General features: G+C 73.4%; 21 protein-coding genes and 1 tRNA gene. 11 read left to right on the top strand and 11 right to left on the bottom strand.

Annotated elements, in window-relative coordinates; translation table 11 throughout:
- Positions 1–215 precede the first annotated feature (215 nt).
- Positions 216–701, top strand: coding sequence for an SsgA family sporulation/cell division regulator (locus tag PV341_RS30565; RefSeq protein ID WP_500330046.1), 486 nt, complete (start codon positions 216–218; stop codon positions 699–701).
- A gap of 30 nt (positions 702–731) precedes the next feature.
- Here the strand turns inward: PV341_RS30565 and PV341_RS30560 are convergent, their stop codons facing one another.
- The gene (locus PV341_RS30560) at positions 732–2,099 is read right to left on the bottom strand and encodes an FAD-binding oxidoreductase (protein WP_500359523.1); all 1,368 of its coding nucleotides are present in this window, start codon (positions 2,097–2,099) and stop codon (positions 732–734) included.
- A 118-nt stretch (positions 2,100–2,217) separates the two neighbouring features.
- On the opposite strand from PV341_RS30560, the gene PV341_RS30555 reads away from it, so the two are divergent.
- Positions 2,218–2,607 (top strand): hypothetical protein, encoded by a 390-nt coding sequence (locus PV341_RS30555; RefSeq protein WP_500330048.1) that lies wholly within the window; start codon positions 2,218–2,220, stop codon positions 2,605–2,607.
- A gap of 71 nt (positions 2,608–2,678) precedes the next feature.
- On the opposite strand, the gene hppD is transcribed toward PV341_RS30555, so the two are convergent.
- On the bottom strand, positions 2,679–3,824 hold the full coding sequence (hppD, locus tag PV341_RS30550; RefSeq protein ID WP_500359522.1) for a 4-hydroxyphenylpyruvate dioxygenase: 1,146 nt from the start codon (positions 3,822–3,824) through the stop codon (positions 2,679–2,681).
- A 133-nt stretch (positions 3,825–3,957) separates the two neighbouring features.
- On the opposite strand from hppD, the gene PV341_RS30545 reads away from it, so the two are divergent.
- The 7 genes from PV341_RS30545 to PV341_RS30515 all read left to right on the top strand — a co-directional run bounded on the left by PV341_RS30545 (position 3,958) and on the right by PV341_RS30515 (position 10,241).
- Complete coding sequence (locus tag PV341_RS30545) at positions 3,958–4,434, top strand: Lrp/AsnC family transcriptional regulator (protein ID WP_499512096.1); 477 nt, start codon at positions 3,958–3,960, stop codon at positions 4,432–4,434.
- A gap of 26 nt (positions 4,435–4,460) precedes the next feature.
- The gene (locus tag PV341_RS30540; protein ID WP_499512097.1) at positions 4,461–5,108 is read left to right on the top strand and encodes an ABC transporter permease; all 648 of its coding nucleotides are present in this window, start codon (positions 4,461–4,463) and stop codon (positions 5,106–5,108) included.
- Positions 5,101–6,342 (top strand): betaine/proline/choline family ABC transporter ATP-binding protein, encoded by a 1,242-nt coding sequence (locus PV341_RS30535; protein WP_500330052.1) that lies wholly within the window; start codon positions 5,101–5,103, stop codon positions 6,340–6,342. Before PV341_RS30540 ends, PV341_RS30535 begins: the two co-directional genes overlap by 8 nt.
- Positions 6,339–7,250, top strand: coding sequence for an ABC transporter permease (locus PV341_RS30530; protein ID WP_500359521.1), 912 nt, complete (start codon positions 6,339–6,341; stop codon positions 7,248–7,250). Before PV341_RS30535 ends, PV341_RS30530 begins: the two co-directional genes overlap by 4 nt.
- Positions 7,250–8,221, top strand: coding sequence for a glycine betaine ABC transporter substrate-binding protein (locus PV341_RS30525; RefSeq protein WP_500330055.1), 972 nt, complete (start codon positions 7,250–7,252; stop codon positions 8,219–8,221). Before PV341_RS30530 ends, PV341_RS30525 begins: the two co-directional genes overlap by 1 nt.
- Positions 8,222–8,300: 79 nt before the next feature.
- Positions 8,301–8,927, top strand: coding sequence for an ArsR/SmtB family transcription factor (locus PV341_RS30520; RefSeq protein WP_500330057.1), 627 nt, complete (start codon positions 8,301–8,303; stop codon positions 8,925–8,927).
- Positions 8,928–8,951: 24 nt separating this feature from the next.
- Positions 8,952–10,241: an MFS transporter gene (locus PV341_RS30515; RefSeq protein WP_500330059.1), complete on the top strand. Its 1,290-nt coding sequence runs from the start codon at positions 8,952–8,954 to the stop codon at positions 10,239–10,241.
- Positions 10,242–10,248: 7 nt separating this feature from the next.
- Here the strand turns inward: PV341_RS30515 and PV341_RS30510 are convergent, their stop codons facing one another.
- From PV341_RS30510 to PV341_RS30485, 6 genes are all read right to left on the bottom strand, one after another.
- Positions 10,249–11,037 (bottom strand): S16 family serine protease, encoded by a 789-nt coding sequence (locus PV341_RS30510; protein WP_500359520.1) that lies wholly within the window; start codon positions 11,035–11,037, stop codon positions 10,249–10,251.
- Between the two features lie 59 nt (positions 11,038–11,096).
- A complete protein-coding gene (locus PV341_RS30505) occupies positions 11,097–11,762 on the bottom strand; it encodes an IclR family transcriptional regulator (protein WP_500330063.1) in 666 nt (221 codons plus the stop codon).
- 328 nt (positions 11,763–12,090) lie between these two features.
- Positions 12,091–13,899: a DEAD/DEAH box helicase gene (locus PV341_RS30500; RefSeq protein WP_500330064.1), complete on the bottom strand. Its 1,809-nt coding sequence runs from the start codon at positions 13,897–13,899 to the stop codon at positions 12,091–12,093.
- 533 nt (positions 13,900–14,432) lie between these two features.
- Complete coding sequence (locus tag PV341_RS30495) at positions 14,433–14,819, bottom strand: type II toxin-antitoxin system death-on-curing family toxin (protein ID WP_500330066.1); 387 nt, start codon at positions 14,817–14,819, stop codon at positions 14,433–14,435.
- 1 nt (position 14,820) lies between these two features.
- Positions 14,821–15,021, bottom strand: coding sequence for a hypothetical protein (locus PV341_RS30490; RefSeq protein WP_500330068.1), 201 nt, complete (start codon positions 15,019–15,021; stop codon positions 14,821–14,823).
- Between the two features lie 31 nt (positions 15,022–15,052).
- A complete protein-coding gene (locus PV341_RS30485) occupies positions 15,053–16,420 on the bottom strand; it encodes an MFS transporter (protein ID WP_500330136.1) in 1,368 nt (455 codons plus the stop codon).
- A 145-nt stretch (positions 16,421–16,565) separates the two neighbouring features.
- Here PV341_RS30485 and PV341_RS30480 point away from each other — a divergent pair, with 145 nt between their 5' ends.
- Together PV341_RS30480 and PV341_RS30475 are read left to right on the top strand one after the other, a co-directional pair.
- A complete protein-coding gene (locus PV341_RS30480) occupies positions 16,566–17,426 on the top strand; it encodes an alpha/beta fold hydrolase (RefSeq protein WP_500330070.1) in 861 nt (286 codons plus the stop codon).
- Positions 17,427–17,517: 91 nt separating this feature from the next.
- Positions 17,518–17,589 (top strand) — tRNA-Cys (locus tag PV341_RS30475).
- 121 nt (positions 17,590–17,710) lie between these two features.
- On the opposite strand, the gene PV341_RS30470 is transcribed toward PV341_RS30475, so the two are convergent.
- The 3 genes from PV341_RS30470 to PV341_RS30460 form a co-directional block, all read right to left on the bottom strand.
- The gene (locus PV341_RS30470) at positions 17,711–18,292 is read right to left on the bottom strand and encodes a dihydrofolate reductase family protein (protein WP_500330072.1); all 582 of its coding nucleotides are present in this window, start codon (positions 18,290–18,292) and stop codon (positions 17,711–17,713) included.
- 212 nt (positions 18,293–18,504) lie between these two features.
- Positions 18,505–20,841, bottom strand: coding sequence for a xanthine dehydrogenase family protein molybdopterin-binding subunit (locus tag PV341_RS30465; RefSeq protein WP_500359519.1), 2,337 nt, complete (start codon positions 20,839–20,841; stop codon positions 18,505–18,507).
- Between the two features lie 61 nt (positions 20,842–20,902).
- On the bottom strand, positions 20,903–21,810 hold a 908-nt coding region (locus PV341_RS30460; protein WP_500359518.1), incomplete at its 5' end, for a (2Fe-2S)-binding protein.

The following is a 21,810-nucleotide window of genomic DNA, read 5'->3' as shown; positions in this document are numbered from 1 at the left end:
TCGTACGGCCGGACGCACCCAGGGCGGGGCGGACGGCGACGTTCCGTGTGTACCGCATCCATCTCACGCGTGCCGGGCGTTCGGGAAAAGTCCTCCCGATCGCCCGGACCCGCGTAATGGTGAATGCCGTATGCGCTCTCTCCCGGTGCGGGCCCCGCGCAGCACCCGCCGCGCAGCACCGCCAGGGGCCTTCGCGCCGAGGAAAGGACGACGAGATGCACACCGTGGTCGAACGGGAACTGGAGATGCACCTGGTGCTGTCGCCCGAGCGCAGCATCGCCGTCCCGGCCAAGCTGTCCTACCGGGCGGAGGATCCCTTCGCCGTGCACATCACCTTCCACATCGGCTCCGACTGCCCCGTCAACTGGACCTTCGCCCGGGAGCTGCTGGTCGAGGGGGTGTTCCGGCCGAGCGGGCACGGTGACGTACGGATCTGGCCGACCAAGACGGACGGGCGGAGCGTGATCTGCATGGCCCTCAGCTCGCCGGACGGCACCGCCCTGCTGGAGGCGTCCTCGCACCCGGTGGCGGCGTGGCTGGAGCGCACGCTGCGGGCGGTGCCGCCGGGGACGGAGCTGGACCACCTGGCCATGGACGAGCGGCTGGACGAGCTGCTGGCCCCGGCCGCCGGGGAGGGCGCGCGCGACGAGCGCCGCACGCCCGACCCCTGGCACGGCGCCGACGAGCCGCCGGACGCGTAGGGCGGCGGCCCGCGGGCCGGAGCCGTGGGCTCAGAACACCTTGCCGGGGTTGAGGATGCCGAGCGGGTCGAACACGGCCTTGACGCCGCGCTGCATCTCCACGCCGACCGGGCCGAGTTCGCGGGCCAGCCACTCCTTCTTCAGGACGCCGACGCCGTGCTCCCCGGTGATCGTGCCGCCGAGCTCCAGGCCAAGCGCCATGATCTCGTCGAAGGACTCGTGGGCCCGGCCGGACTCCTCGGGATCGGCGGCGTCGAAGCACACCACGGGGTGGGTGTTGCCGTCCCCGGCGTGCGCGCACACGCCGATCGTCAGGTCGTGCTTGCGGGCGATCGCCGCGACCCCGTCGAGCATCGCGGCAAGCCTGCCGCGCGGCACACACACGTCGTCGATCATCGTGGCCGTGGAGACCCGCTCCAGTGCGGGCAGTGCCATCCGCCGTGCCTGCAGCAGCATTTCGGACTCCGCCGCGTCCTCGGCGGGCACCACCTGCGTCGCCCCGGCGGCCGTGCACAGCGCCCCCACCGCGGCCAGGTCGGCGGCCGGGTCGGGGGTGTCGAAGGCGGCGAGCAGCAGTGCCTCGGTCGACTCGGGCAGCCCCATGCTGGTCATGTCGTTGACCGCGCGCACGGTCGTGCCGTCCATCAGCTCCAGCAGCGAGGGCACGTGGCCGCCGGTCATGATGTCGCAGACCGCCGCGCAGGCCGCCTCGGCCGAGCCGAACTCCGCCACCAGCGCCAACTGGGCGGGCGGCGCGGGCTTGAGTGCCAGCACGGCCCGCACGACGACGCCGAGGCTGCCCTCGGAGCCGACGAACAGCCGGGTCAGGTCGTAGCCGGCGACGCCCTTGGCGGTGCGCCGGCCGGTGCGCAGCAGCCGTCCGTCGGCCAGGACGACCTCCAGGCCGAGCACGTACTCGGCGGTGACCCCGTACTTCACGCAGCACAGGCCGCCGGAGCCGGTGCCGATGTTGCCGCCGATGGTGCACTGCTCCCAGCTGGAGGGGTCCGGCGGGTAGTACAGGCCCCGCTCGGCGACGGCGCGGGAGAGGGCGGCGTTGACGACGCCCGGCTCGACGACGGCGACCCGGTCGACGGGGTCGATCTCCAGGATGCGGTCCATCCTGGTCAGGGAGAGCACGATGCAGCCGTCGGAGGCGTTGGCGGCGCCCGACAGGCCGGTGCGGGCCCCCTGCGGCACGACGGGCACCCGCAGCGCCGTGGCGGTCCGCATGACGTGCTGGACCTGCTCCACGGTGCGCGGCAGGACGACCACCGCGGGCGCCCCGGCCGGGCAGAAGCTGGCCATGTCGTTGGCGTACGAGGCGGTGACGTCGGGATCGGCGAGGATGGCCTCGTCGGGGAGTCCGGCACGCAGCCGGTCGATGAGATCGCCCATGCGTCCAGCTTCGCACCGCGCCGCCGCCCGGGGAAGATCACGTCACCGCGCGGTTCACGGCTTCCTGAGTATCCGTACGGATGGTGGCGCGGGCGGGGGCGCGGCGAGGATGGCCGCCGTGACGGATACGACGGACCCCGGGGGCACGGCGCAGGCGCGGCGACGCCACGGGCGGAGGATCGTGGTGCGCTGCGTGTGGGCGGTCGTGCTGCTCGCCCCGCCGGTGGTGCTGTGGGTCATGGGCGCGGCGGACGCGGCGCAGCACAAGAGCCCCACAGACTGGGTGGGCAACCACCGCGCCAAGGTCGCGCTGGAGAACGCCGCCCTGCTCATCGCGGGCCTGCCAGCCGCCGGGGTGGTGATCGGTGCCCTCGCCGGGGCGCTGCGGCGGCCGCCGCGCACGGGGCTGTGGGCGGCGACGGGGGCGGTGCTGGGGGCGCTGGCGTTGTGGGCGTTCGGCGCGTACGCGTTTCTGACGGCCTTGCGCCACCTCACGATCGTCTTCTGACGGAGACCGGCGCCGGCCGCGCCCTCCCCCGCGGGGGCACGGTCCGGCGCCGGAGTCGGCGGCGGTGGCGATCAGAGGTTGCCGCGGCGCTCCTGCTCGCGCTCGATCGCTTCGAAGAGCGCCTTGAAGTTGCCCTTGCCGAAGCCCATCGAACCGTGCCGCTCGATCATTTCGAAGAAGACGGTCGGGCGATCCTGGACAGGCTTGGTGAAGATCTGCAGCAGGTAGCCGTCTTCGTCCCGGTCTGCCAGGATCTTCAACTCCCGCAGGGTGTCGATCGGGACACGGGTGTCGCCGACCCACTCGCCGAGGGTGTCGTAGTAGGAGTCGGGCGTGTCGAGGAACTCGACGCCCGCGGCGCGCATGGCGCGGACCGAGGCGACGATGTCGTTCGTGGCGAGGGCGATGTGCTGGACGCCCGGGCCGCCGTAGAACTCCAGGTACTCGTCGATCTGGGACTTCTTCTTGGCGATCGCGGGCTCGTTGATGGGGAACTTGACCTTCAGCGTGCCGTCCGCGACGACCTTGGACATCAGGGCCGAGTACTCGGTGGCGATGTCGTCACCGACGAACTCCTTCATGTTGGTGAAGCCCATGACGCGGTTGTAGAAGGTCACCCAGTCGTTCATCTTGCCGAGCTCGACGTTGCCGACGCAGTGGTCGATCGCCTGGAAGAACCGCTTGGCCGGCGGCTCCACGATCGGCTCGGCGGCGACGTAGCCGGGCAGGTACGGGCCCTTGTAGGCGCCGCGCTCGACCAGGGTGTGGCGGGTCTGGCCGTAGGTGGCGATGGCGGCCAGCACCACGGTGCCGTACTCGTCGCCGACCTCGTGGGGCTCCTCCAGGCCGGTGGCGCCGTGGGCGAGGGCGTAGTCGTAGGCGGCGCGGACGTCCGGCACCTCCAGGGCCAGGTCCACGACGCCGTCGCCGTGGGCTGCGACGTGCTCCTCCAGGAAGCGGCCGTGGTCGGTGGCGGCCCTGACGACGGAGGTGAAGACGAAGCGGGCGCTGCCGGACTCCAGGACGTAGGACGCGGTCTCGCGGCTGCCGTTCTCCGGTCCGGAGTAGGCCACGCGCTTCATGCCGAACGCGGTCGAGTAGTAGTGGGCGGCCTGCTTGGCGTTGCCCACCGCGAAGACGACCGCGTCCATTCCCTTGACCGGGAACGGGTCCGCGTTGCCGGGGGTGGGGGAAGTGTGATCCAGGGTCTCAGTCATGGCAGCAGCCTCGCCCGGCACCTCAAGGTGCGCAATAGTTTGCAGAACGACTGGACAACCTGTACAGCGGTCGGCGGAAATCAGGCGGCATTCTGTGCACGGTGACCACCGTCACAGGAGGGACTGGGGTGTCATGGGGATCGACCGGCTGGACGGACGGCTGATCAAGCTGCTCGCCGAGGAACCGCGGATCGGCGTGCTGGAGGCCTCGCGGCGCCTGGGAGTGGCGCGCGGGACCGTGCAGGCACGGCTGGACCGCCTTCAGGCCAATGGGGTGATCCGCGGCTTCGGACCGCAGGTCGACCCGGCCGCGCTGGGCTACCCGGTGACGGCCTTCGCCACGCTGGAGATCAAGCAGGGGCAAGGCCCGGACGTGCGGGCGCATTTGGCCGGCGTCCCGGAGGTCCTGGAGCTGCACACCACGACCGGGCAGGGGGACATGCTGTGCCGGCTGGTGGCCCGCTCGAACGCCGATCTCCAACGTGTGATCGACCGGGTTGTGGGCTTTGATGGCATCGTGCGGGCCTCCACGGCGATCGTCATGGAGAACCCGGTCCCGTTGCGGATCATCCCGCTGGTCGAGCAGGCGGCACAGGACGCGGACACGTAGCCGAGGGACGGCAGGGGTGATGCCCGGTGAGCTTCTGGGAGTACCTCGCCAGCCGTCACGAGCAGCTGCTGATCGACGCGTACCAGCAGGCCAGCCTGGTCTTCCAGTGCATGGTGCTGGCGACCGCGATCGGGGTGGCGATCGGGGTCCTGTCCTACCGGCGCGACTGGGCCGCGGCCCTGGCCGTCACCTCCACCGCGACGATCCTCACCATCCCCTCCCTGGCCCTGATCGGCCTGCTGATCCCCTGGCTGGGGCTCGGCGTCCCCCCGACGGTGACGGCCCTGACGCTGTACGGGCTGCTGCCGGTGGTCCGCAACGCGATCGTGGGGCTGCGCGGGGTCGACCCTGCGCTGGTCGACGCGGCCCGCGGCATCGGGATGTCGCGGACGGCCGCCCTGGCGCGGGTCGAGCTGCCGCTGGCGTGGCCGCCGATCCTGACCGGCATCAGGGTGGCGACGCAGATGCTGATGGGCATCGCGGCGATCGCGGCGTACGCCTCCGGGCCGGGGCTCGGCAACGAGATCTTCCGCGGGATCGCCTCCCTGGGCGGCGCCAACGCCCTCAACCAGGTGCTGGCCGGGACGGTCGGCATCGTCGTCCTGGCGCTGCTCTTCGACGCCTGCTACGTGCTGCTCGGGCGGCTCACCGTCCCCCGGGGGATCCGTGGCTGAGGCGTCGGGCGCGACCATCGAGCTGGAGCAGCTGACCAAGCGGTACCCGGGCAGCGCGGAACCGGCCGTGGACGGCGTGAGCATGGAGATCGGGGCCGGCGAGACGGTGATCTTCGTCGGTCCCTCCGGGTGCGGGAAGTCCACCACCCTGAAGATGATCAACCGGCTGATCGAGCCGACTTCGGGCCGCATCCGCATCGGCGGCGAGGACGTCACCGACATGGACCCGGTGAAGCTGCGCCGCAAGATCGGCTACGCGATCCAGTCCTCCGGGCTGTTCCCGCACATGACGGTGGCCGAGAACATCGGGCTCGTCCCCCGGATGGTGGGCTGGTCCAGGGCGCGGGTCCGGGACCGCGTCGAGGAGATGCTGGACCTGGTCGGGCTGGACCCGAGGGAGTTCCGGGGCCGCTACCCGCGCCAGTTGTCGGGCGGTCAGCAGCAGCGCGTCGGGGTGGCGCGGGCGCTGGCGGCCGATCCCCCGGTGCTGCTGATGGACGAGCCCTTCGGCGCCGTCGACCCGATCACCCGTGACCACCTCCAGGACGAACTGATCAGGCTGCAGCACGAACTGCACAAGACGATCGTCTTCGTCACCCATGACTTCGACGAGGCGATCAAGCTCGGGGACCGCATCGCGGTGCTGCGGGAACGCTCGCACATCGCCCAGTTCGACACCCCCGAGGCGATCCTGACCAATCCGGCCGACGACTTCGTCTCCGGGTTCGTGGGCGCCGGGGCCGCCCTGAAGCGGCTCAACCTGACCCGGGTGCGGGACGTGGGCGTCGCCGACTTCCCGACGGTGCGCCTGGACGACCCCCTCCAGTCGATCTTCGACCGGCTGCGGGAGGTGACCACGACCAACGAACTGCTGCTGCTGGACCGCAGGGGCCGCCCCTACAAGTGGCTGCGGCGCGGCGACCTGATGCGCGCCAAGGGCTCGCTCGCCCGCGCCGGGACGCTGGTGGGCGACACGGTGACCCGGGACGCGACCCTGCGCGACGCACTGGAGGCGGTGCTCACCGACAGCAGCGGACGGGTCGCGGTGACCGGCCGGCGCGGCGAGTTCACCGGGGTGGTGGACATGGAGACGCTGCTCAACTCCGTGCACCAGCTGCTGGAGGAGGACCGGCTGGCGGCCCTGGAGCACCGTCACGAACTGGAGGAGCTGCGCGCCCCGCAGACCCGGGCCGAGCAGGAGGGCGCCGACCACGAACCGGGGGCGCGGGCATGAGCCCCGCCACCGGCGCACCGCCGGGCGGGACGGACGGGACAGGAGGACCCGGCGGGCCGGGCGGGCCCGCGACGGCTCCCGGGGCCGGGCAGGGCCCGGCCGGTCCGGAGGAACCCGCGGGCGGCGAGGGCCCCGGCGACCGGCCCCGCGGGCCCGCGGCCGGACCGCCGGCCCGGCGGCTGACCTGGCGGAGACTGCTGGTCACCCCGGTCGTGCTCGCCCTCGTCCTGCTCGCCACCTACCTGTGGATCACCGGCATCACCCTCGACTCCATCGCCGAGAACGCCCTCGTCGGCGACACCGTCAGGGTGCGGCTGTGGCAGCACGTCAAACTGACCGCGATCTCCACCTTCTGGGTGCTGGTCATCGCCGTCCCGCTCGGCATCGCACTGACCCGGCGGCGGCTGCGCCCCGCCGCGCCGGTGGTCACGGCGATCGCCAACATCGGGCAGGCGACGCCCGCCATCGGGATGCTGGCGCTGCTGGTCATCTGGCTGGGCATCGGGCCGCGCACGGCGCTGATCGGCATGGTGGTCTACGCGGTGCTGCCGGTGCTGTCCAACACCATGGCGGGGCTGCGGGCCATCGACCCCACCCTGATCGAGGCCTCGCGCGGCATCGGGATGTCGGCGGCCGGGACCCTGTCCCGGATCGAACTGCCGCTGGCGGTACCGCTGATCCTGGCCGGCGTGCGCACCGCGCTCGTGCTCAACGTGGGCACCGCCACGCTCGCCACCTTCGTCGGCGGAGGCGGGCTCGGCGACATCATCACCACCGGGATCGTCACCCAGCGCATGCCGGTGCTGGTGCTGGGTTCGGTGCTCACCGTGGTGCTGGCCCTGCTGGTGGACTGGCTGGCGTCGCTGGCCGAGCAGGTGCTGCGGCCGCACGGTCTGGACACGGGCTGATGCGCCGCCGGGCCCTGGCCGCGGGCCTCCTGGTGCTGCTCACCTGCGCCCCGGGCTGCGGGCTCAAGAGCGGCAGCCCGCTCGTCGACGACGTGCGCCCCGGCTCCCTGGGACAGGGGCTCCCGCTCAAGGGCGCCTCGCTGACGGTGACGTCCAAGAGCTTCAGCGAGCAGATCATCCTGGGCTCGATGATCGGCCTGGTCTTCAAGGCGGCCGGCGCCGAGGTGCTGGACCGCACCAACATCCAGGGCTCCATCGGGGCGCGGGAAGCGGTCAAGTCCGGTGCCGCGGACGCCATGTACGAGTACACGGGCACCGCCTGGATCACCTACCTCGGCCACGACGAGCCCATCGCCGACCCCATGGAGCAGTGGCGGGCCGTCCGCGACGCCGACCTGCGCAACGGCATCACCTGGCTGCGGCCGTCCACCCTGGACAACACCTACGCCCTCGCCATCAGCCGGGACAAGAACCGCCCGTACGGGCTGCGGACCCTGTCCGACGTGGCAGCCCTGTCGCGGAGGGACCCCAAGGCCGTCACCCTCTGCGTGGAGAACGAGTTCGCCTCGCGGGACGACGGCCTGCCCGGCATGGAGAAGGCGTACGGCATGGACCTGCCCTCCGCCAACATCCGCAAGATGGACACCGGGATCATCTACACCCAGATCGCCAAGCCCGGTTCCTGCCTGCTCGGCGAGGTCTACACGACCGACGGCCGGATCGCCTCCCTGGACCTGCAGGTCATGGAGGACGACAAACGCTTCTTCCCGAACTACGACGCCGCACCCGTCGTCAACAGCGAGGCCCTTGAGCGCTGGCCGGCCATCCGCTCCCTGCTCGACCCGCTGTCGGAGAAGCTGACCACCGACGTCGGCCGGGAGCTCAACGCGAAGGTGGACGTGGAGGGCGAGGACCCGCACGAGGTCGCCAAGGAGTGGCTTATGAAGGAGGGCTTCATCAGGGCGGGGTGAGCGGGCGGGGTGAGCGCGTCGGGCGAGGCGTGCAAAGAAAGCGTTGCAAAGGAGCCTTTGCAACCTCTACGGTGGGACCGTGCCAGACGACCCCACCGCCGACGCGACCGACCCCGGCGTCATCAGCCTCGACCCGCGCACCCTGCGCGGCCTCGCGCACCCGCTGCGCATCCGGCTGCTCGCCGCGCTGCGCGAGCACGGCCCCGCCACCGCCTCCGGCCTGGCGGCCCGGCTCGGCGAGTCCAGCGGCGCCACCAGCTACCACCTGCGGCAACTGGCGGCGTACGGCTTCGTCGAGGAGGAACCGGACCGCGGCACCGCACGCGAGCGCTGGTGGAGGGCCGCGCACCGCGGCACGCACTTCGACGCCGGGGGCTTCCTCGGCCACGCCGACCCCGAAGTGCGCGCCGCCATCGGGCTGTTCGGGCGCGAGGTCGCCGCGCACCACGCCGCGGAGCTGGAGACCTGGCTCGCCACCGTCGGCGACTGGCCTGCGGAGTGGCGCCGCAGCTTCGACCTCAGCGACTTCGCCCTGCGGCTCACCCCGGCCGGGGCCCGCGCCCTGCGCGACGAACTCCACGCCGTGCTGGAGCGCTACCGCACCTCGGAAGGCGGGCACCGCTCGGACCACGAGGACGCAGGGGACACCGAGGACGCCGTGCCCGTCCGCGTCCACCTGCACACCTTTCCGCGCACCGCGGACTGACCGCACCGACCACGGGGGACACACATGGAGACCGGAACCGGCATATCCGACGGCACCGAGCGGGCCACCGGGCCCGTGCCCGCACCCGATCCGCGGCCGCTGCGGCTGGTCCTGGCCGCCAACGTCGTGTCGATCAGCGGCAATTCGCTCACCGTGCTCGCCGTCCCCTGGTTCGTGCTGCAGACCACCGGCAGCGCCGCCCGCGCGGGCCTGGCGGCCTTCTGCGCGACCCTGCCGGTCGTGGTCTCCGCGCTCGTCGGCGGGCCGGTCATCGACCGCTTCGGACGGCGCAGGTCCTCGGTCCTGTCGGACGCGGTGTGCGCGGTGGCCGTCGTGGCGATCCCGCTGCTCCACTTCGCGGGCGTGCTGCGCTTCTGGCAGCTGTGCGCGCTGATGGCCGTCAGCGGGCTCTTCCACGGCCCCGGCGAGACCGCGCGCGAGGTCCTGCTGCCCGTGCTGGCCGAGCGGGCCGGGACGCCACTGGGGCGCGCCGCGGGCTACTTCGACGGCGCCTCACGCGGCGCCCGGATGCTCGGCGCCTCGGCCGGCGGTGTGCTCATCGCCGTCCTGGGCGCGGAGGCGGTGCTGCTGCTGGACGCGGCGACCTTCGCCGTCTCCGCGCTGCTGATCGCCTTCGGCGTCCGCGGGCTGCCGGGCGCCGAACCCGCCAAGGACACGGCACCGGTCTCCCTGCGCACGTACCGGGCCGAACTGCGCGAGGGCTACGCCTTCCTGATCCGCACCCGCCTGCTGCTGGCCATCACCTTGATGGTCATGGTCACCAACGGCCTCGACGCGGGCTGGAGTTCGGTGCTGCTGCCCGTGCACGCCGACCGGGAGCTCGGCGGCTCCGTCCAACTCGGCCTGCTGTCGGGGCTCTTCGGGGCCGGCGCGCTCGCCGGGGCGCTGCTGTACGGCGCGGTGGGCCACCGCCTGCCGCGATGGCCGGTCTACACGGTGTGCTTCCTGCTGTGCGGCGCGCCCCGGTTCCTGGTCGCCGCGTGGGTGCCCGGATGGGGTGCCCTGGCGGTGACCATGGTGGCCGGCGGCATCGCGGCGGGGGCGCTCAACCCGATCCTGGCGACGGTGACCTTCGAGAACATCCCGGACGAGCTGCGCACCCGCGCCCTGGGCACCCTGGGCGCCGGGGTGCTGCTCACCACCCCCGTGGGCGGCCTCGCCGCGGGCTACCTGGTGGACGGCATCGGCCTGGCCGGCGCGCTGCTGCTGACCGGCGGGGCGTACTTCCTCGCGACGCTGTGCCCGCTGGTCTTCCCCTCCTGGCGCCACATGGACGCCCGGCGGGGCACCTGACCTCGCACTAGCAGCTGGGCACCTTGCCGCCGCTGTCGAGGGCGTCCAGGGCGTCGATAGCGCCGTCCAGGGTGGTGACGGGCACCAGACGCAGCCCCTTGGGCAGTTCGGCCCTGGCGTCGGCGCACTCGGCCTTCGGGACGAGGAAAACGGTCGCGCCGTCACGCCGGGCGGCCTGCTCCTTGAGCGGGACGCCGCCGACCGGACCCACCTTGCCGCCGGCGGTGATCGTCCCCGTACCGGCGATCCTGCGGCCGCCGGTGAGGTCGCCGCCGCGGCCGTTGCCCTCGATCTTGTCGATGATGCCCAGGCTGAACATCAGGCCCGCGCTGGGCCCGCCGACGTCCGCGAGGTGGAGGGTGACCTTGACGTCCGAGGGGGACAGCCGCAGCTGCCGCAGGGCCGCGGCGGTGGCGTCCTGCTGGGACTCGGTCATCTCCGCCTGGTTGTGCCGCTCGATCTCCTTGACGGTGCCGCCGGTCGGGTAGACCGCGTCGCGCGGCATCACGGCCTGGTCCGTGGCGAACCAGGCCTTGAGGACGTCACCGAAGCGGACGGCCGCGTCCGGGTTCGTCGCCGCGATGGTCGTCATCCGCAGCTGCCCCGAGGTGTCGCGGGTCCCGGTCCCGGAGATCGCGATCACCGGCTTGCCCTGGTCGTCGCCGAGGACGTCGGCCGTCAGCCCCGGCACGACGATCGAGATCGGCAGCGGCGCGAACAGGGCCACCGCCAGCAGCGCGGCCACGAGCGCGGCGCAGACGGCGAGGATCCGGTTCCGGGCGGAGACGAAAGGCATGGGGTGAATGTAGTTCACGGCGGCGGCCCGGCGTGCCGGGGCCCGGGGCGCCGGGGCCGCTAGCGCAAGGCGTCGGCGACCTCCAGCGCCGCCTCGACGACCCGGGGACCCACCCGTTCGGGTATCGCGTCGGCGAGCATCACCACGCCCACGCTGCCCTCGATGCCCGGCACGCCCACCAGCGGGGCCGCCGCACCGCTCGCCCCGGCCTCCAGCTCGCCGTGGGTCAGCACGTACCCGGGGCCCTCGGAACACCGTGAATCAGGCTCGTACGGCTGCACGCTGCGCCCGGCGAGGATCGCCCGGCCCGCGGCGCCGCGGTCGAGGGAGTGCCGGAAACCGGTGCGGTAGGCGACGTGGTAGTCGGTCCAGCTCGGCTCGACGACCGCCACGGCCAGCGCCTCGGTACCGTCGACCAGGGTGAGGTGGGCGGTGGCGCCGATGTCCTCGGCGAGGGAGCGCAGGGCGGGGAGCGCGGCCTCGCGCAGCAGCGGGTGCACCTGGTGCGCCAGCCGCAGCACGCCGAGCCCGACCCGGGCGCGGCCGCCGAGGTCGCGGCGGACCAGGGAGTGCTGCTCCAGCGTGGCCAGGAGGCGGTAGACCACCGTACGGTTGACGCCCAGCTTCACCGCCAGCTCCGTGACGGTCAGTCCGTGATCGGTGTCGGCCAACAGCTTCAGGACCCGCAGGCCCCGATCGAGCGTCTGAGAGGTCTCCGCGGTCACGACGCCCCCTTCTCGTGTGAGTGGCGGCTCATCTCTCACGGCGGGAGCACTGCCGGTCCCGCGGCAGAGCGCGGAGAGGCCACCGGTCTGGCGGTACCGGCTGGCGCCCCGAGGCTGCTCTGCCACGGCGCGTTGCGTGACCGGAACGGTAGCGATGCGTACCGCTCAGCGGAAGACTTCGTCCACAATCCGGTCACGTGACCGGGGTAGCGGGGGCGCACGACGTAAATCTTCCGCGGAATCACCTCTCGCACCGCAAGATTCACAGCATCACTGACGTACCATCAGCACCCGGCGCGGGCACCGCGGATGAGCGGACGGCCGCCGCTCAGCGCATCCGCGTCGCCCACTCCTGGACCTTCTTGATGCGTTCGTTGAGCTGCCCCGCCGTCGCCTCCGCGCTCGGCGGTCCGCCGCACACCCGGCGCAGCTCGTTGTGGATGACACCGTGCGGCTTGCCGCTCTGGTGGTTGTACGCGGCGACCATCGTGTTCAGCCGCTTCCGCAGCTCCAGCAGCTCCTTGTGCGTGACGATCGGCCGCCGCTCGGCGGGCAGTTCCAGCAGGTCCGCCTCACTGTCCGGCTTCTTCCGGCTGTGCGCGATCTGCCGGGCCTGCCGCTTCTGCAGCAGCAACTCCACCTGGTCCGGCTCGAGGAGGCCCGGAATGCCCAGGTAGTCCTGCTCCTCCTCGCTGCCCGGGTGCGCCTGCATGCCGAACTCGGCGCCGTCGTACAGCACCCGGTCGAAGACGGCGTCGGACTCCAGCGCCTCGAAGGGCAGCATGTCCTGCTCGCCGGTGTCCTCGTCCTGCTGCTTCTCCGCCTCCGCCAGCTCCTTCTCGGACTCCGCGTACGGGTCCTCCTCGCCCTCCTTCTTCGGCTTGTCGAGGGCGTGGTCGCGCTCCACCTCCATCTCGCCCGCGAAGCCCAGCAGCATGGGGATGGTCGGCAGGAAGACCGAGGCCGTCTCACCGCGGCGGCGGGACCGCACGAAACGGCCCACCGCCTGTGCGAAGAACAGCGGCGTGGAGATGGTCGTCGCGTAGACCCCGACGGCCAGCCGCGGGACGTCCACGCCCTCCGACACCATGCGGACCGCGACCATCCAGCGGTCCTGGCTCGCGCTGAACTCCTCGATCCGCGAGGACGCCCCGGCGTCGTCGGAGAGCACCAGGGTCGCCTTGTGCCCGGTGATCTCCCGGATCAGCTTGGCGTACGCGCGGGCCGAGTCCTGGTCGGTGGCGATCACCAGCGCGCCGGCGTCCGGGATGGACTTGCGGACCTCCGTCAGCCGCTGGTCGGCGGCGCGCAGCACGTTCGGGATCCACTCACCGGTCGGCGCCAGCGCGGTCCGCCAGGCCTGGCCGATCGCGTCCCTGGTCATCGGCTCGCCGAGCCGTGCGGAGATCTCGTCGCCGGCCTTCGTGCGCCAGCGCATGTTGCCGCTGTAGGAGAGGAAGATCACAGGACGCACGACGTGGTCGGCGAGCGCGTTGCCATAGCCGTAGGTGTAGTCGGCGGAGGACCGGCGGATGCCGTCGTTGCCCTCCTCGTACGTCACGAACGGGATCGGGTTCGTGTCCGACCGGAACGGCGTCCCGGTCAGCGCCAGCCGCCTGGCCGCCGGCTCGAACGCCTCCAGGCACGCCTCGCCCCAGGACCGGCTGTCGCCCGCGTGGTGGATCTCGTCGAGGATCACCAGCGTCTTGCGCTGCTCACAGCGGTTGCGGTGCAGCATCGGGCGCACGCCGACGCCCGCGTAGGTCACCGCGACCCCGTGGTACTCCTTGCCGACCGGCCCCGCGCTGTACTCCGGGTCGAGCTTGATGCCTATCCGGGCCGCCGCCTCCGCCCACTGCTTCTTCAGGTGCTCGGTGGGGGCGACGACGGTGATCTGCTGCACGAGGTGGTTGTGGAGCAGGTACGAGGCCAGGGTGAGCGCGAACGTCGTCTTGCCTGCGCCGGGCGTCGCGACGGCCAGGAAGTCACGCGGCTGCGTCGCCACGTAACGGTCCAGGGCACCTTGCTGCCAGGCGCGCAGCTTGCCGGCCGTGCCCCAGGGGGCGCGGCCGGGGAAGGCGGGCGACAGGTGGTGCGAGTGCGAGCTGCTTGCGCTGTGCGGGGCGGTGGTAGTCACGGTCTCCGGTGACGGGTCGGGTACGACAACCGTCACAGCCTACTGGCGCGCGGCGGGGGGTCGTGGTTGCGGCCCGTTGTCGTGTGCGGCGCCGCGGTGGTTGCGGTTGCGGATTCTCCCCCGCCCTCCCTCCCGATTGCCCGGCGCGGTCAGTGCGGGCCTGCGCACCGTGTGCCTGGGTCGGGGCCGCGCCGGCGCACTCCCCCAGCCTTCGGCCGGGGGGACCCCCACCTCAGCGCTCGCGGCGCTGGTCCACGTCATTCGGCGCCGGGTTCCCCGCTCGTCTCCCCCAGCCTTCGGCCGGGGGGACCCCCATGGGCGCACCCGCCACACCCCCTCCCGCTGTGTGGGCGCATGACGCCCGGTGGAGGGTCAGTAAGGCACCTGCGGCAACCCCGGACCGCTCTTCTGAACCCCGTCCGGCCATTAGTCGCCTAGACGACCGGAGGGGGTGTGGCGGGGTGCCCCGGGCGGGGGATGCCTGCCGCAGGCGCAAACAACCCGCACACAACAACGGGCCGCGAGGGACCGCGTCAGGGGGCGGCCAGGCGGGCCAGGGCGCGCCCGATCGCCGCGGGGGCGGAAAGATCCCCCGCCGCGACCGAGACGACCAGGGCGTACGCCACGTCCTGGTCGGCCGACCGCAGGTCGACCCCGTTCAGGCCCAGGAACACCGCCGCCGCCAGCCACGCCGTCCGCTTGTTCCCGTCGACCAGGGGATGGTTCGCCGCGATCGCGTGCAGCAGCGCACCCGCCCGCTCGTACACGTCCCCGTACGCCTCGACGCCGAACATCCGCGCCCGCGGCCGGTGCACAGCCGACGCGAGCAGCCCGGGCTCGCGCACCGCGGGCGGTTGGCCGCCGCAGGCGAGGCGGGCGAGGCCGGTGACCTCGGCGAGTGTGAGGTGGCGCACGGTCATGTCACTCCCCCAGCCTGCGCAGCAGGTCCGCGTGGGCGGCGGCGTACGCCTCCCCCGCGGCGAGGACGCGCGCGGCCTCGGCCGCCTCGTACGCCCGCACCGCCGTGCGCACGAACTCCGCGACGGGCACGCCGTGCGCGTCGGCGAGGTCGCCCAGGGACTCCCACTCGGCGTCGGTGAAGACGAGGGTCAGCTCTTTCACACCGGGACGGTAACCCCCCGGCGCGCCCGTCTCACCCGGTTTTCGGGCGGAGGCGGGCCGCGACGGCGACGCCCGCGAGGGCGAGGACGGACATGGGGAGGAGGACGGCCGTGAAGGCGCCCGCCGCGCCGCCGAGGGCGGCGAAGACGGTGCCCGCGGCGGCGACCAGGACGACGCTGGAGAGCGCGTCGGAGACCTGGAGGGCGGCGGAGTTGGCGCCGGCCTCGGAGGGGGCCGAGAGCTTGAAGAGGATGACGCTCAGGGACGAGATGACCAGGCCCGCGCCGAGGCCGCCCACGCCCCACGCGGCGGCGGCGCTCCAGGCGGGGGCGGCGTCCAGGAGCGGCAGGGCGGCGCCGGCGATCGCTGCGGCCATGAGGAACATGCCGAGGACGACGAGGCGTTCGCGGTGGGGTTCGAGGCGGGGACGGCCCTGGATCCAGGAGCCGATGCCCCAGGTGACGCCGCCGCCGGCCAGGGAGAGCCCGGCGAGGGTCGGGGACATGTGCCGCTGCGTGACGAGCATGAGCGGGACGAAGCTCTCGGCGCCGAGGAACGTGCCGGACGCCACACCGCGCAGCAGCACCACGGACGGCAGTCCGCGGGCCGCGCGGAAGGTGCCGCGGGGCAGCAGCCGCAGCGCGGCCGGGACGACGAGCGCGGCGCCCGCCACGGCGAAGACCAGCGACAGCGGCCTCAGGTCCTGCCCGGCGTACTGGAGCAGCCCGGCGCCGGCGGAGACGGCGAGCGCGAGGCGCAGCCGGCGGCCGTCGGGGGCCGCGCGGTCGTCCGGGGGCCGCTGGAGGGAGGCGCGGCGCAGCGCGGGCAGGCCGGTGAGGAGCGGGAGCACGACGAGCAGGGGGATGGCGAGGAAGACCCAGCGCCAGCCGAACTGCTCGGTGACCGTGCCGGCCACGAGCGGGCCGACGATGGAGGGCAGCACCCAGGACGCGGCGAAGGCCGCCATCACCGCGGGCCGCAGGCGTTCGGGGTAGGCGAGGCCGACGACGACGTACAGGGCGACGATGACGAGCCCGCCGCCGATGCCCTGCACGGCCCGGCCCAGCACGAACGGCCACATGGACTGGGCGGTGCCGGAGACGACCAGGCCGGCCGCGAAGGCGCCGATGCCGGTGACGAGCGGCGCCAGCGGCCCGGTGCGGTCGCACCACTGGCCGCTGACGACCATCGCGAAGAGCGAGGTGGTGAAGTAGCCGGAGAAGGCGAAGGCGTACAGCGGCAGCCCGTCCAGCTCGCGGGCGGCGATGGGCATGGCGGTGCCGACGGCGGTGGCCTCGAAAGCGATGAGCAGGACGACGGAGACCATCGCGAGGGTCAGCGCGCGGTAGCGGCTGCCCAGGACGGTGTCGGCTCCGGTGTCCGGCCCCGCGAGGGGCATGCCTGCATGGCCGGATACCGGCTCGGTGTCTGCGGTGGTCACCACGACAGGGTAAGGGGTCAACCGGCTCGTTGCCCCTGGCACCCGGGTCGGCCTTTCGGCCTAGGGCCGGGAGAAGCGGGCCCGGGCCGGGAAGGCGTAGGCCATGCCGCACTACACCTCGTACGACGGAACCGAGCTCGCCTACCAGGACCGGGGCGAGGGGCCCGTACTGCTCGCGCTCGCCGGCGGGCCGGGGCGGGACGCCGCCTACCTGGGCGACCTCGGCGGCCTGGACCGGGGCCGGCGCCTGGTGGTCCCGGACAGCCGGGGCACCGGCGCCAGCCCGCCGGCCGGCGACCCGCTCGCCTACTCCTTCCCTCGGCTCGCCCAGGACCTGGAGGCGCTCCGCGCGCACCTGGGCCTGGAGCGCTTCGCGCTGCTCGCGCACGACGCGGCCGCCGCGACCGCGCAGGTGTACGCCGCCGCCTACCCGGAGCGGCTGACGCACCTCGTGCTGGTCACCCCGGGCTCCCGGCTGCAGGGCGAGCTGCCCGACGACGCCCGCGAGATCTTCGAGAGCCGCGTGCGCGAGTCCTGGTGGCCGGAGGCGGTCGCCGCCCTCGCCGAGCTGGAGACCGCCGACGACCTCGACCGGGTCCGTACGCTGCTGCTGCAGGTCGCGCCGATGGCGTACGGCCACTGGGACGAGCCCCAGCGCGTCCACGCCGCCGCCGAGGGCGGCCAGTTGCACCCGGTCCCCCGCGCCGGGTTCTGGCAGGGCGTCGACGAACCGGCCCGGCTCGCCGTCCTGGCCCGGCTGCGCGAGGTGACCTGCCCGGTGCTGGTCCTCACCGGCGACCGTGACGCCATCACCGGGATGCGCGCGGGCGAGGTCGTCGCGGCCTGCTTCCCGCACGCCCGCCTGCGTCCGCTGCACGCCGTCGGGCACTTCCCGTGGGTGGACGAACCCGGGCTGTTCCGCCCGGTGGTGGAGGAGTTCCTCGCGTCGCCCGGCGGTTCGTGAACGGCGTGTGGCAGTCCTGTTGCAGGCCCCCGGGAAGCGTTGACCCCCTCCCGGGGGCCGCGTCTATGGTCGAGTCACGTCGACGACGCAAGGCCGTGTGCCCGAGTGGTTCAGGGGCTCGACTGCAAATCGAGTTACGTGGGTTCGATTCCCGCCACGGCCTCTACTTTTCCGACCAGGCAAAACGATAGGGCGGCGCCTCGATGGAGGCGCCGCCCTATGGCCGTCCGGAGGGGCTGGGGCGGATCGGCGTCGGCTGTCACCGTTCGCGGCGGACTTCTTCGTCAACGGCGCACCCGGTAGCGCAGGTGGAGCACCCGGTTCCCCTGAATCGCCACGTCAGGATCCTCCAACAGGTGCTGCGCGTGGACCGACCCGAAGTAGCGCTTGCCGGACCCGAACACGACAGGTACGACGTCCATGCGCACCTCGTCGATCAGGCCCGCGGCAAGCACCTGGCCACCGACGTCGCCGGCGGCGACCTCGACCGTGCGGTCACCCGCGAGCTCCTGCGCCTTGGCCACGGCTGCCTCGACGCCGTTGACGAAGTGGAACGGGGCCTCGGGGTCCCAGCCCTCGGGCTCCGGCCGGTGCGTCACGACGACCACGTGGTCGATCCCGCCCGGCGGCTTCCCGTCCCAGCCGTCCGTCAGGTCGAAGACGTGGCGGCCGACGATCGTGACTCCGATCTGGTCCCAGTACGGCCGGGTGTAGTCGTAGGACGTCTGCGACACCTTCAGCACGCCGCTCTCGTCCAACGGGACGTCACCGCTGGACAACCAGTCGAACAGCGGTCCGGGCTGGTCATTCTCGTCCGCGACGAAGCCGTCCACCGACACCGAGCTGTACATGACCACCTTGCCCACGGGGCCCTCCTCAGCTTTGGGGTGCCCCAAATTAGCGGGTCGTGAGCTGTCGCTCCTGTAGGAAATCAATCGGCCGCCGGCAGCGGCCAGCCTCTCGCGCGTGGCCGGGGCACGCCTGCACATCGAGTGACGTGGGTTCGAGTCCCGCCACGGCCTCCCCATGAAGGGCCCGGTCCGCATGGACCGGGCCCTCGATCGTGATTGGCGGGGCGTCAGCCCTGGGGGCGGGCCACCGCGTGCTGGGGGCGGATGGGCAGCCGGCTGACCGGACGGCCGGTGGCCGCGCGGACGGCGGAGGCGACGGCGGCCGGGGAGACGACGACGGGGACCGCGCTGGCGGCCTTGGCGCCGAAGGGAGCGAGCACGTCGCGTTCCTCGACGAGCCGGACCACGCGGATCGCGGGCGCGTCGAGCGCCGTGGGCAGCGAATAGCCGGTCAGGCTGGGCCGCTTGATGACGCCGCGCGGCGCGCGGAGGTCCTCCATGAGGGCCATGCCGACGCCCTGGGTGACCCCGGCCTCGATGCGCGCCAACAGCTGCGCGGGGTTGAGGATCCGGCCGACGTCCTGGGCGACGGCCATCTCCACGACCCGGATCGCGCCGAGTTCGATGTCGACGTCGACCACGGCGCGCACGGCGCAGAAGGCGAGGCCCACGAAGGCGTCGCCCTGGCCGGTGTCGTCGAGCCCCTCGGTGGGGTGCGGGCGGCACTGGGCGGTGGCCCACAGCTCCTTGCCGGCCAGCTCCTCCTCGACGGTGGTGGAGAGCACCCCGTCGTACGAGGTGATCTTGCCGTCGGCGATGGAGAGCAGCTCCAGCGACATGCCGAACTTCCCGGCGAGCGGCTGCAGCAGCTGGGTGCGCACCATCTTGGCGGCGCGTTCGACGGCGCCGCCGGAGACCCAGGTGTGACGGCCGCGCGCGGCGGCGCCGGCCGGGGGCTGGTCGGTGTCGGACGGCAGGACGCGGACGTCCTCGACGCCGAGCACCTCCTGCACGATCTGCCGGGCGAGGGTGGCGAAGCCCTGGCCGGTGTCGACGGCGGCGCAGATGACGGTGGCGGCTCCGTCGTGGACGCGCACGGTGGCGGTGGAGACCTCGTCGGTGCCCTCGGCGCCGAGCATGTGGACCATGCCGAGCGCGTAGCCCACGCCGCGGCGCACCGCGCCCGGCTCGCCGGCGCCCTCCAGGCCGCCGGGGAGCAGCCATTCGGACTCGTCGTCGTCCATGGGCAGCGGCGGCAGGTCGGTGTCGCGCACGGCCTTGAGCAGTTCGCCGACGGGCGCCGGGCAGGTGACCGTCTGGCCGGTGGGCAGCAGGTCGCCGGTGGCCATGACGTTGCGCATGCGGATCTCGACCGGGTCCAGGCCGAGTTTGGCGGCGAGCTTGTCCATCTGGCCCTCGTAGGCCGCGCAGACCTGCATCGCGCCCTCGCCCCGGACGTGGCCCGACGGCGGGTTGTTGGTGCGCACCGCCCAGCCCTCGACGAAGACGTGCGGCACGACGTAGGGGCCGGCGGCAAAGGCGACGGCCGCGGCCAGGGCGTCGGCGGAGGTGTCGGCGTACGCGCCGGCGTCGAGCAGCACCTGGGCCTCGACCTTGACCAGCCGTCCCTCGGCGTCCGCGTGGTGGCGGTAGCGCAGCAGCGTGGGGTGCCGGTGGCTGTGGCTGAGGAAGGACTCCTCGCGGGTGGCCACGAACTTCACCGGGCAGCCGGTCTTCAGCGCCAGCAGCCCGAGCGGGATCTGCACGCCGGAGTCCTCGCGGTCGCCCATCGCACCGGGCACGCCGGTGACGACGACCTTGACGCGGTCCTGCTCCAGGCCGAAGCAGGCGGCGGCCAGGTCGCGGTCGGTGTGCGGGTCGGTGGAGGCGACGTACAGCTCCACGCCGCCGTCGGGGCGGGGCACGGCGAGTCCGGCCTCGGCGCCGACCGGGGCCGGGTCCTGGCGGCCGACCCGGTACAGGCCCTCGACGACGACCTCGCCGACCGCGTCCGGGTCGCCGAACTGCAGCGGGATGTGCCGGATCAGATTGCCGTCGGGGTGCAGGGGGGGCGCCGAGAACGCCCGCTCGGGGTCGATGACGGGCTCCAGGACCTCGTACTCGACCTGGATGGCCGCGGCGGCCAGCCGGGCGGTGTCGGGGTGGTCGGCGGCCACGGCGGCGATGGCCTCGCCGTGGTGCCGGACGGTGTCCTTGGCGAAGACCGGACGGTCGGCGACCCGCCGGCCGTGCATCGCGTCGCCGGGCACGTCCTCGTGGGTCACCACGGCCCGCACTCCGGGCAGTGCGACGGCCTCGGAGGTGTCGATGGACAGGATGCGGGCGTGCGGGTGCGGGGAGCGCAGCACGGCCGCCCACAGCAGGCCCTCGGCCCACAGGTCGGCGGCGTAGGGGTACGTCCCCTGGGCCTTGGCCATCCCGTCGGTGGCGGCCAGGGACGCGCCGATGCCCTGCGGTGTGGACTGCTGCTCGGCGGCGCCGGTCGCGACCGTCGCGGGGGTGCCCACGGCCGGGGTGGCCGTCGCGGCGTCGGGGCCCGTCATCGCGCGTACCTTTCGCTGCCGCGAGGGGGGAGGTGGTGCCGGGTCAGGAGGTGCGGGGTGCTCACGCCGGGCCTCCGGAGGAGGGGCGCGGGTGCGGGACGCGGATGCCGTCGGCCGGGTCGCCCGCGGTGTCGTCCGCGGCGGTCGCCGCGGTCTCCTCGCGCTCGGCCACGACCTGGCGCACGGCCTCCAGGACGCCCTGGTACCCGGAGCAGCGGCAGAGGTTGCCGCTGATGGCCTGCCGGGTCTCCAGCTCGGTCGGGCTGTGGTTGCCCTCGAGCAGGTCGTGCACGGTCATCGCCATGCCGGGGATGCAGAAACCGCACTGCACGGCCCCGCACTCGGCCAGCGCGCGCTGGACGTCCGAGGGCCCGCCGGCGGCGGACAGCCCCTCGACGGTGCGGATGTCGCTGCCCGCGGCGGTCGCGGCGGGCACGAGGCAGGAGGCGACGAGACGGCCGTCGACCTTGACCGAGCACGCGCCGCACTCGCCCTGCTCGCAGCCGTCCTTGGCACCGGCGAGGCCGAGGCGCTCGCGCAGCACGTACAGCAGGGACTCGCCGAGCCAGGCGTCGGTGACCGGCCGGTCGGTGCCGTTGACGTTGAGGACGTAGGAGTCCACCGGGTGCTCGCTGTGCGCGTCGGCGCCGGGCCCGTCGCCGTGCTCCTCGGCCGCCTCCTCCGCCGCCGGGGGCTCTTCGGCGGCGAGGTCCGCGCCGTGGTCCGACGCGGGCTCCTGCGGGTGCGCGGTGTCCTCGCCGGGGGCCGGCTCGGACCGGAACTCCTCGGCCGCGCCGTCCGGCGCGGGGGCGGACACGGGCGGGAAGCCGTACTCACCGGACTCCCCGGAGGCGCCGTCCGGGGTGAGGGGCAGCGTCCACTGGCCGGTGGCGTCCGCGGGGAGCGCCCAGCCGCCGTCCGCTGCGACGCCGGGGCGCGCCGGCGTCGCAGCGGACGGCGGCTGGGCGC

It is taken from the genome of Streptomyces sp. PA03-1a, assembly GCF_033792805.1.
In the GTDB taxonomy this organism is placed as follows: Bacteria; Actinomycetota; Actinomycetes; order Streptomycetales; family Streptomycetaceae; genus Actinacidiphila.
The sequence above is the reverse complement of the archived record's forward strand: the minus strand, read 5'-3'. Positions and strand labels throughout refer to the sequence as shown.

Bases quoted from the DNA above. Each gene is read 5' to 3' on its own strand.
- PV341_RS30480 (WP_500330070.1), top strand. From the start codon at position 16,566: ATGCCGCACTACACCTCGTACGACGGAACCGAGCTCGCCTACCAGGAC.
- PV341_RS30515 (WP_500330059.1), top strand. From the start codon at position 8,952: ATGGAGACCGGAACCGGCATATCCGACGGCACCGAGCGGGCCACCGGG.
- hppD (WP_500359522.1), bottom strand. From the start codon at position 3,824: ATGACTGAGACCCTGGATCACACTTCCCCCACCCCCGGCAACGCGGAC.
- PV341_RS30465 (WP_500359519.1), bottom strand. From the start codon at position 20,841: ATGACGGGCCCCGACGCCGCGACGGCCACCCCGGCCGTGGGCACCCCC.
- PV341_RS30525 (WP_500330055.1), top strand. From the start codon at position 7,250: ATGCGCCGCCGGGCCCTGGCCGCGGGCCTCCTGGTGCTGCTCACCTGC.
- PV341_RS30530 (WP_500359521.1), top strand. From the start codon at position 6,339: ATGAGCCCCGCCACCGGCGCACCGCCGGGCGGGACGGACGGGACAGGA.
- PV341_RS30565 (WP_500330046.1), top strand. From the start codon at position 216: ATGCACACCGTGGTCGAACGGGAACTGGAGATGCACCTGGTGCTGTCG.
- PV341_RS30485 (WP_500330136.1), bottom strand. From the start codon at position 16,420: ATGCCCCTCGCGGGGCCGGACACCGGAGCCGACACCGTCCTGGGCAGC.
- PV341_RS30545 (WP_499512096.1), top strand. From the start codon at position 3,958: ATGGGGATCGACCGGCTGGACGGACGGCTGATCAAGCTGCTCGCCGAG.
- PV341_RS30495 (WP_500330066.1), bottom strand. From the start codon at position 14,819: ATGACCGTGCGCCACCTCACACTCGCCGAGGTCACCGGCCTCGCCCGC.
- PV341_RS30560 (WP_500359523.1), bottom strand. From the start codon at position 2,099: ATGGGCGATCTCATCGACCGGCTGCGTGCCGGACTCCCCGACGAGGCC.
- PV341_RS30510 (WP_500359520.1), bottom strand. From the start codon at position 11,037: ATGCCTTTCGTCTCCGCCCGGAACCGGATCCTCGCCGTCTGCGCCGCG.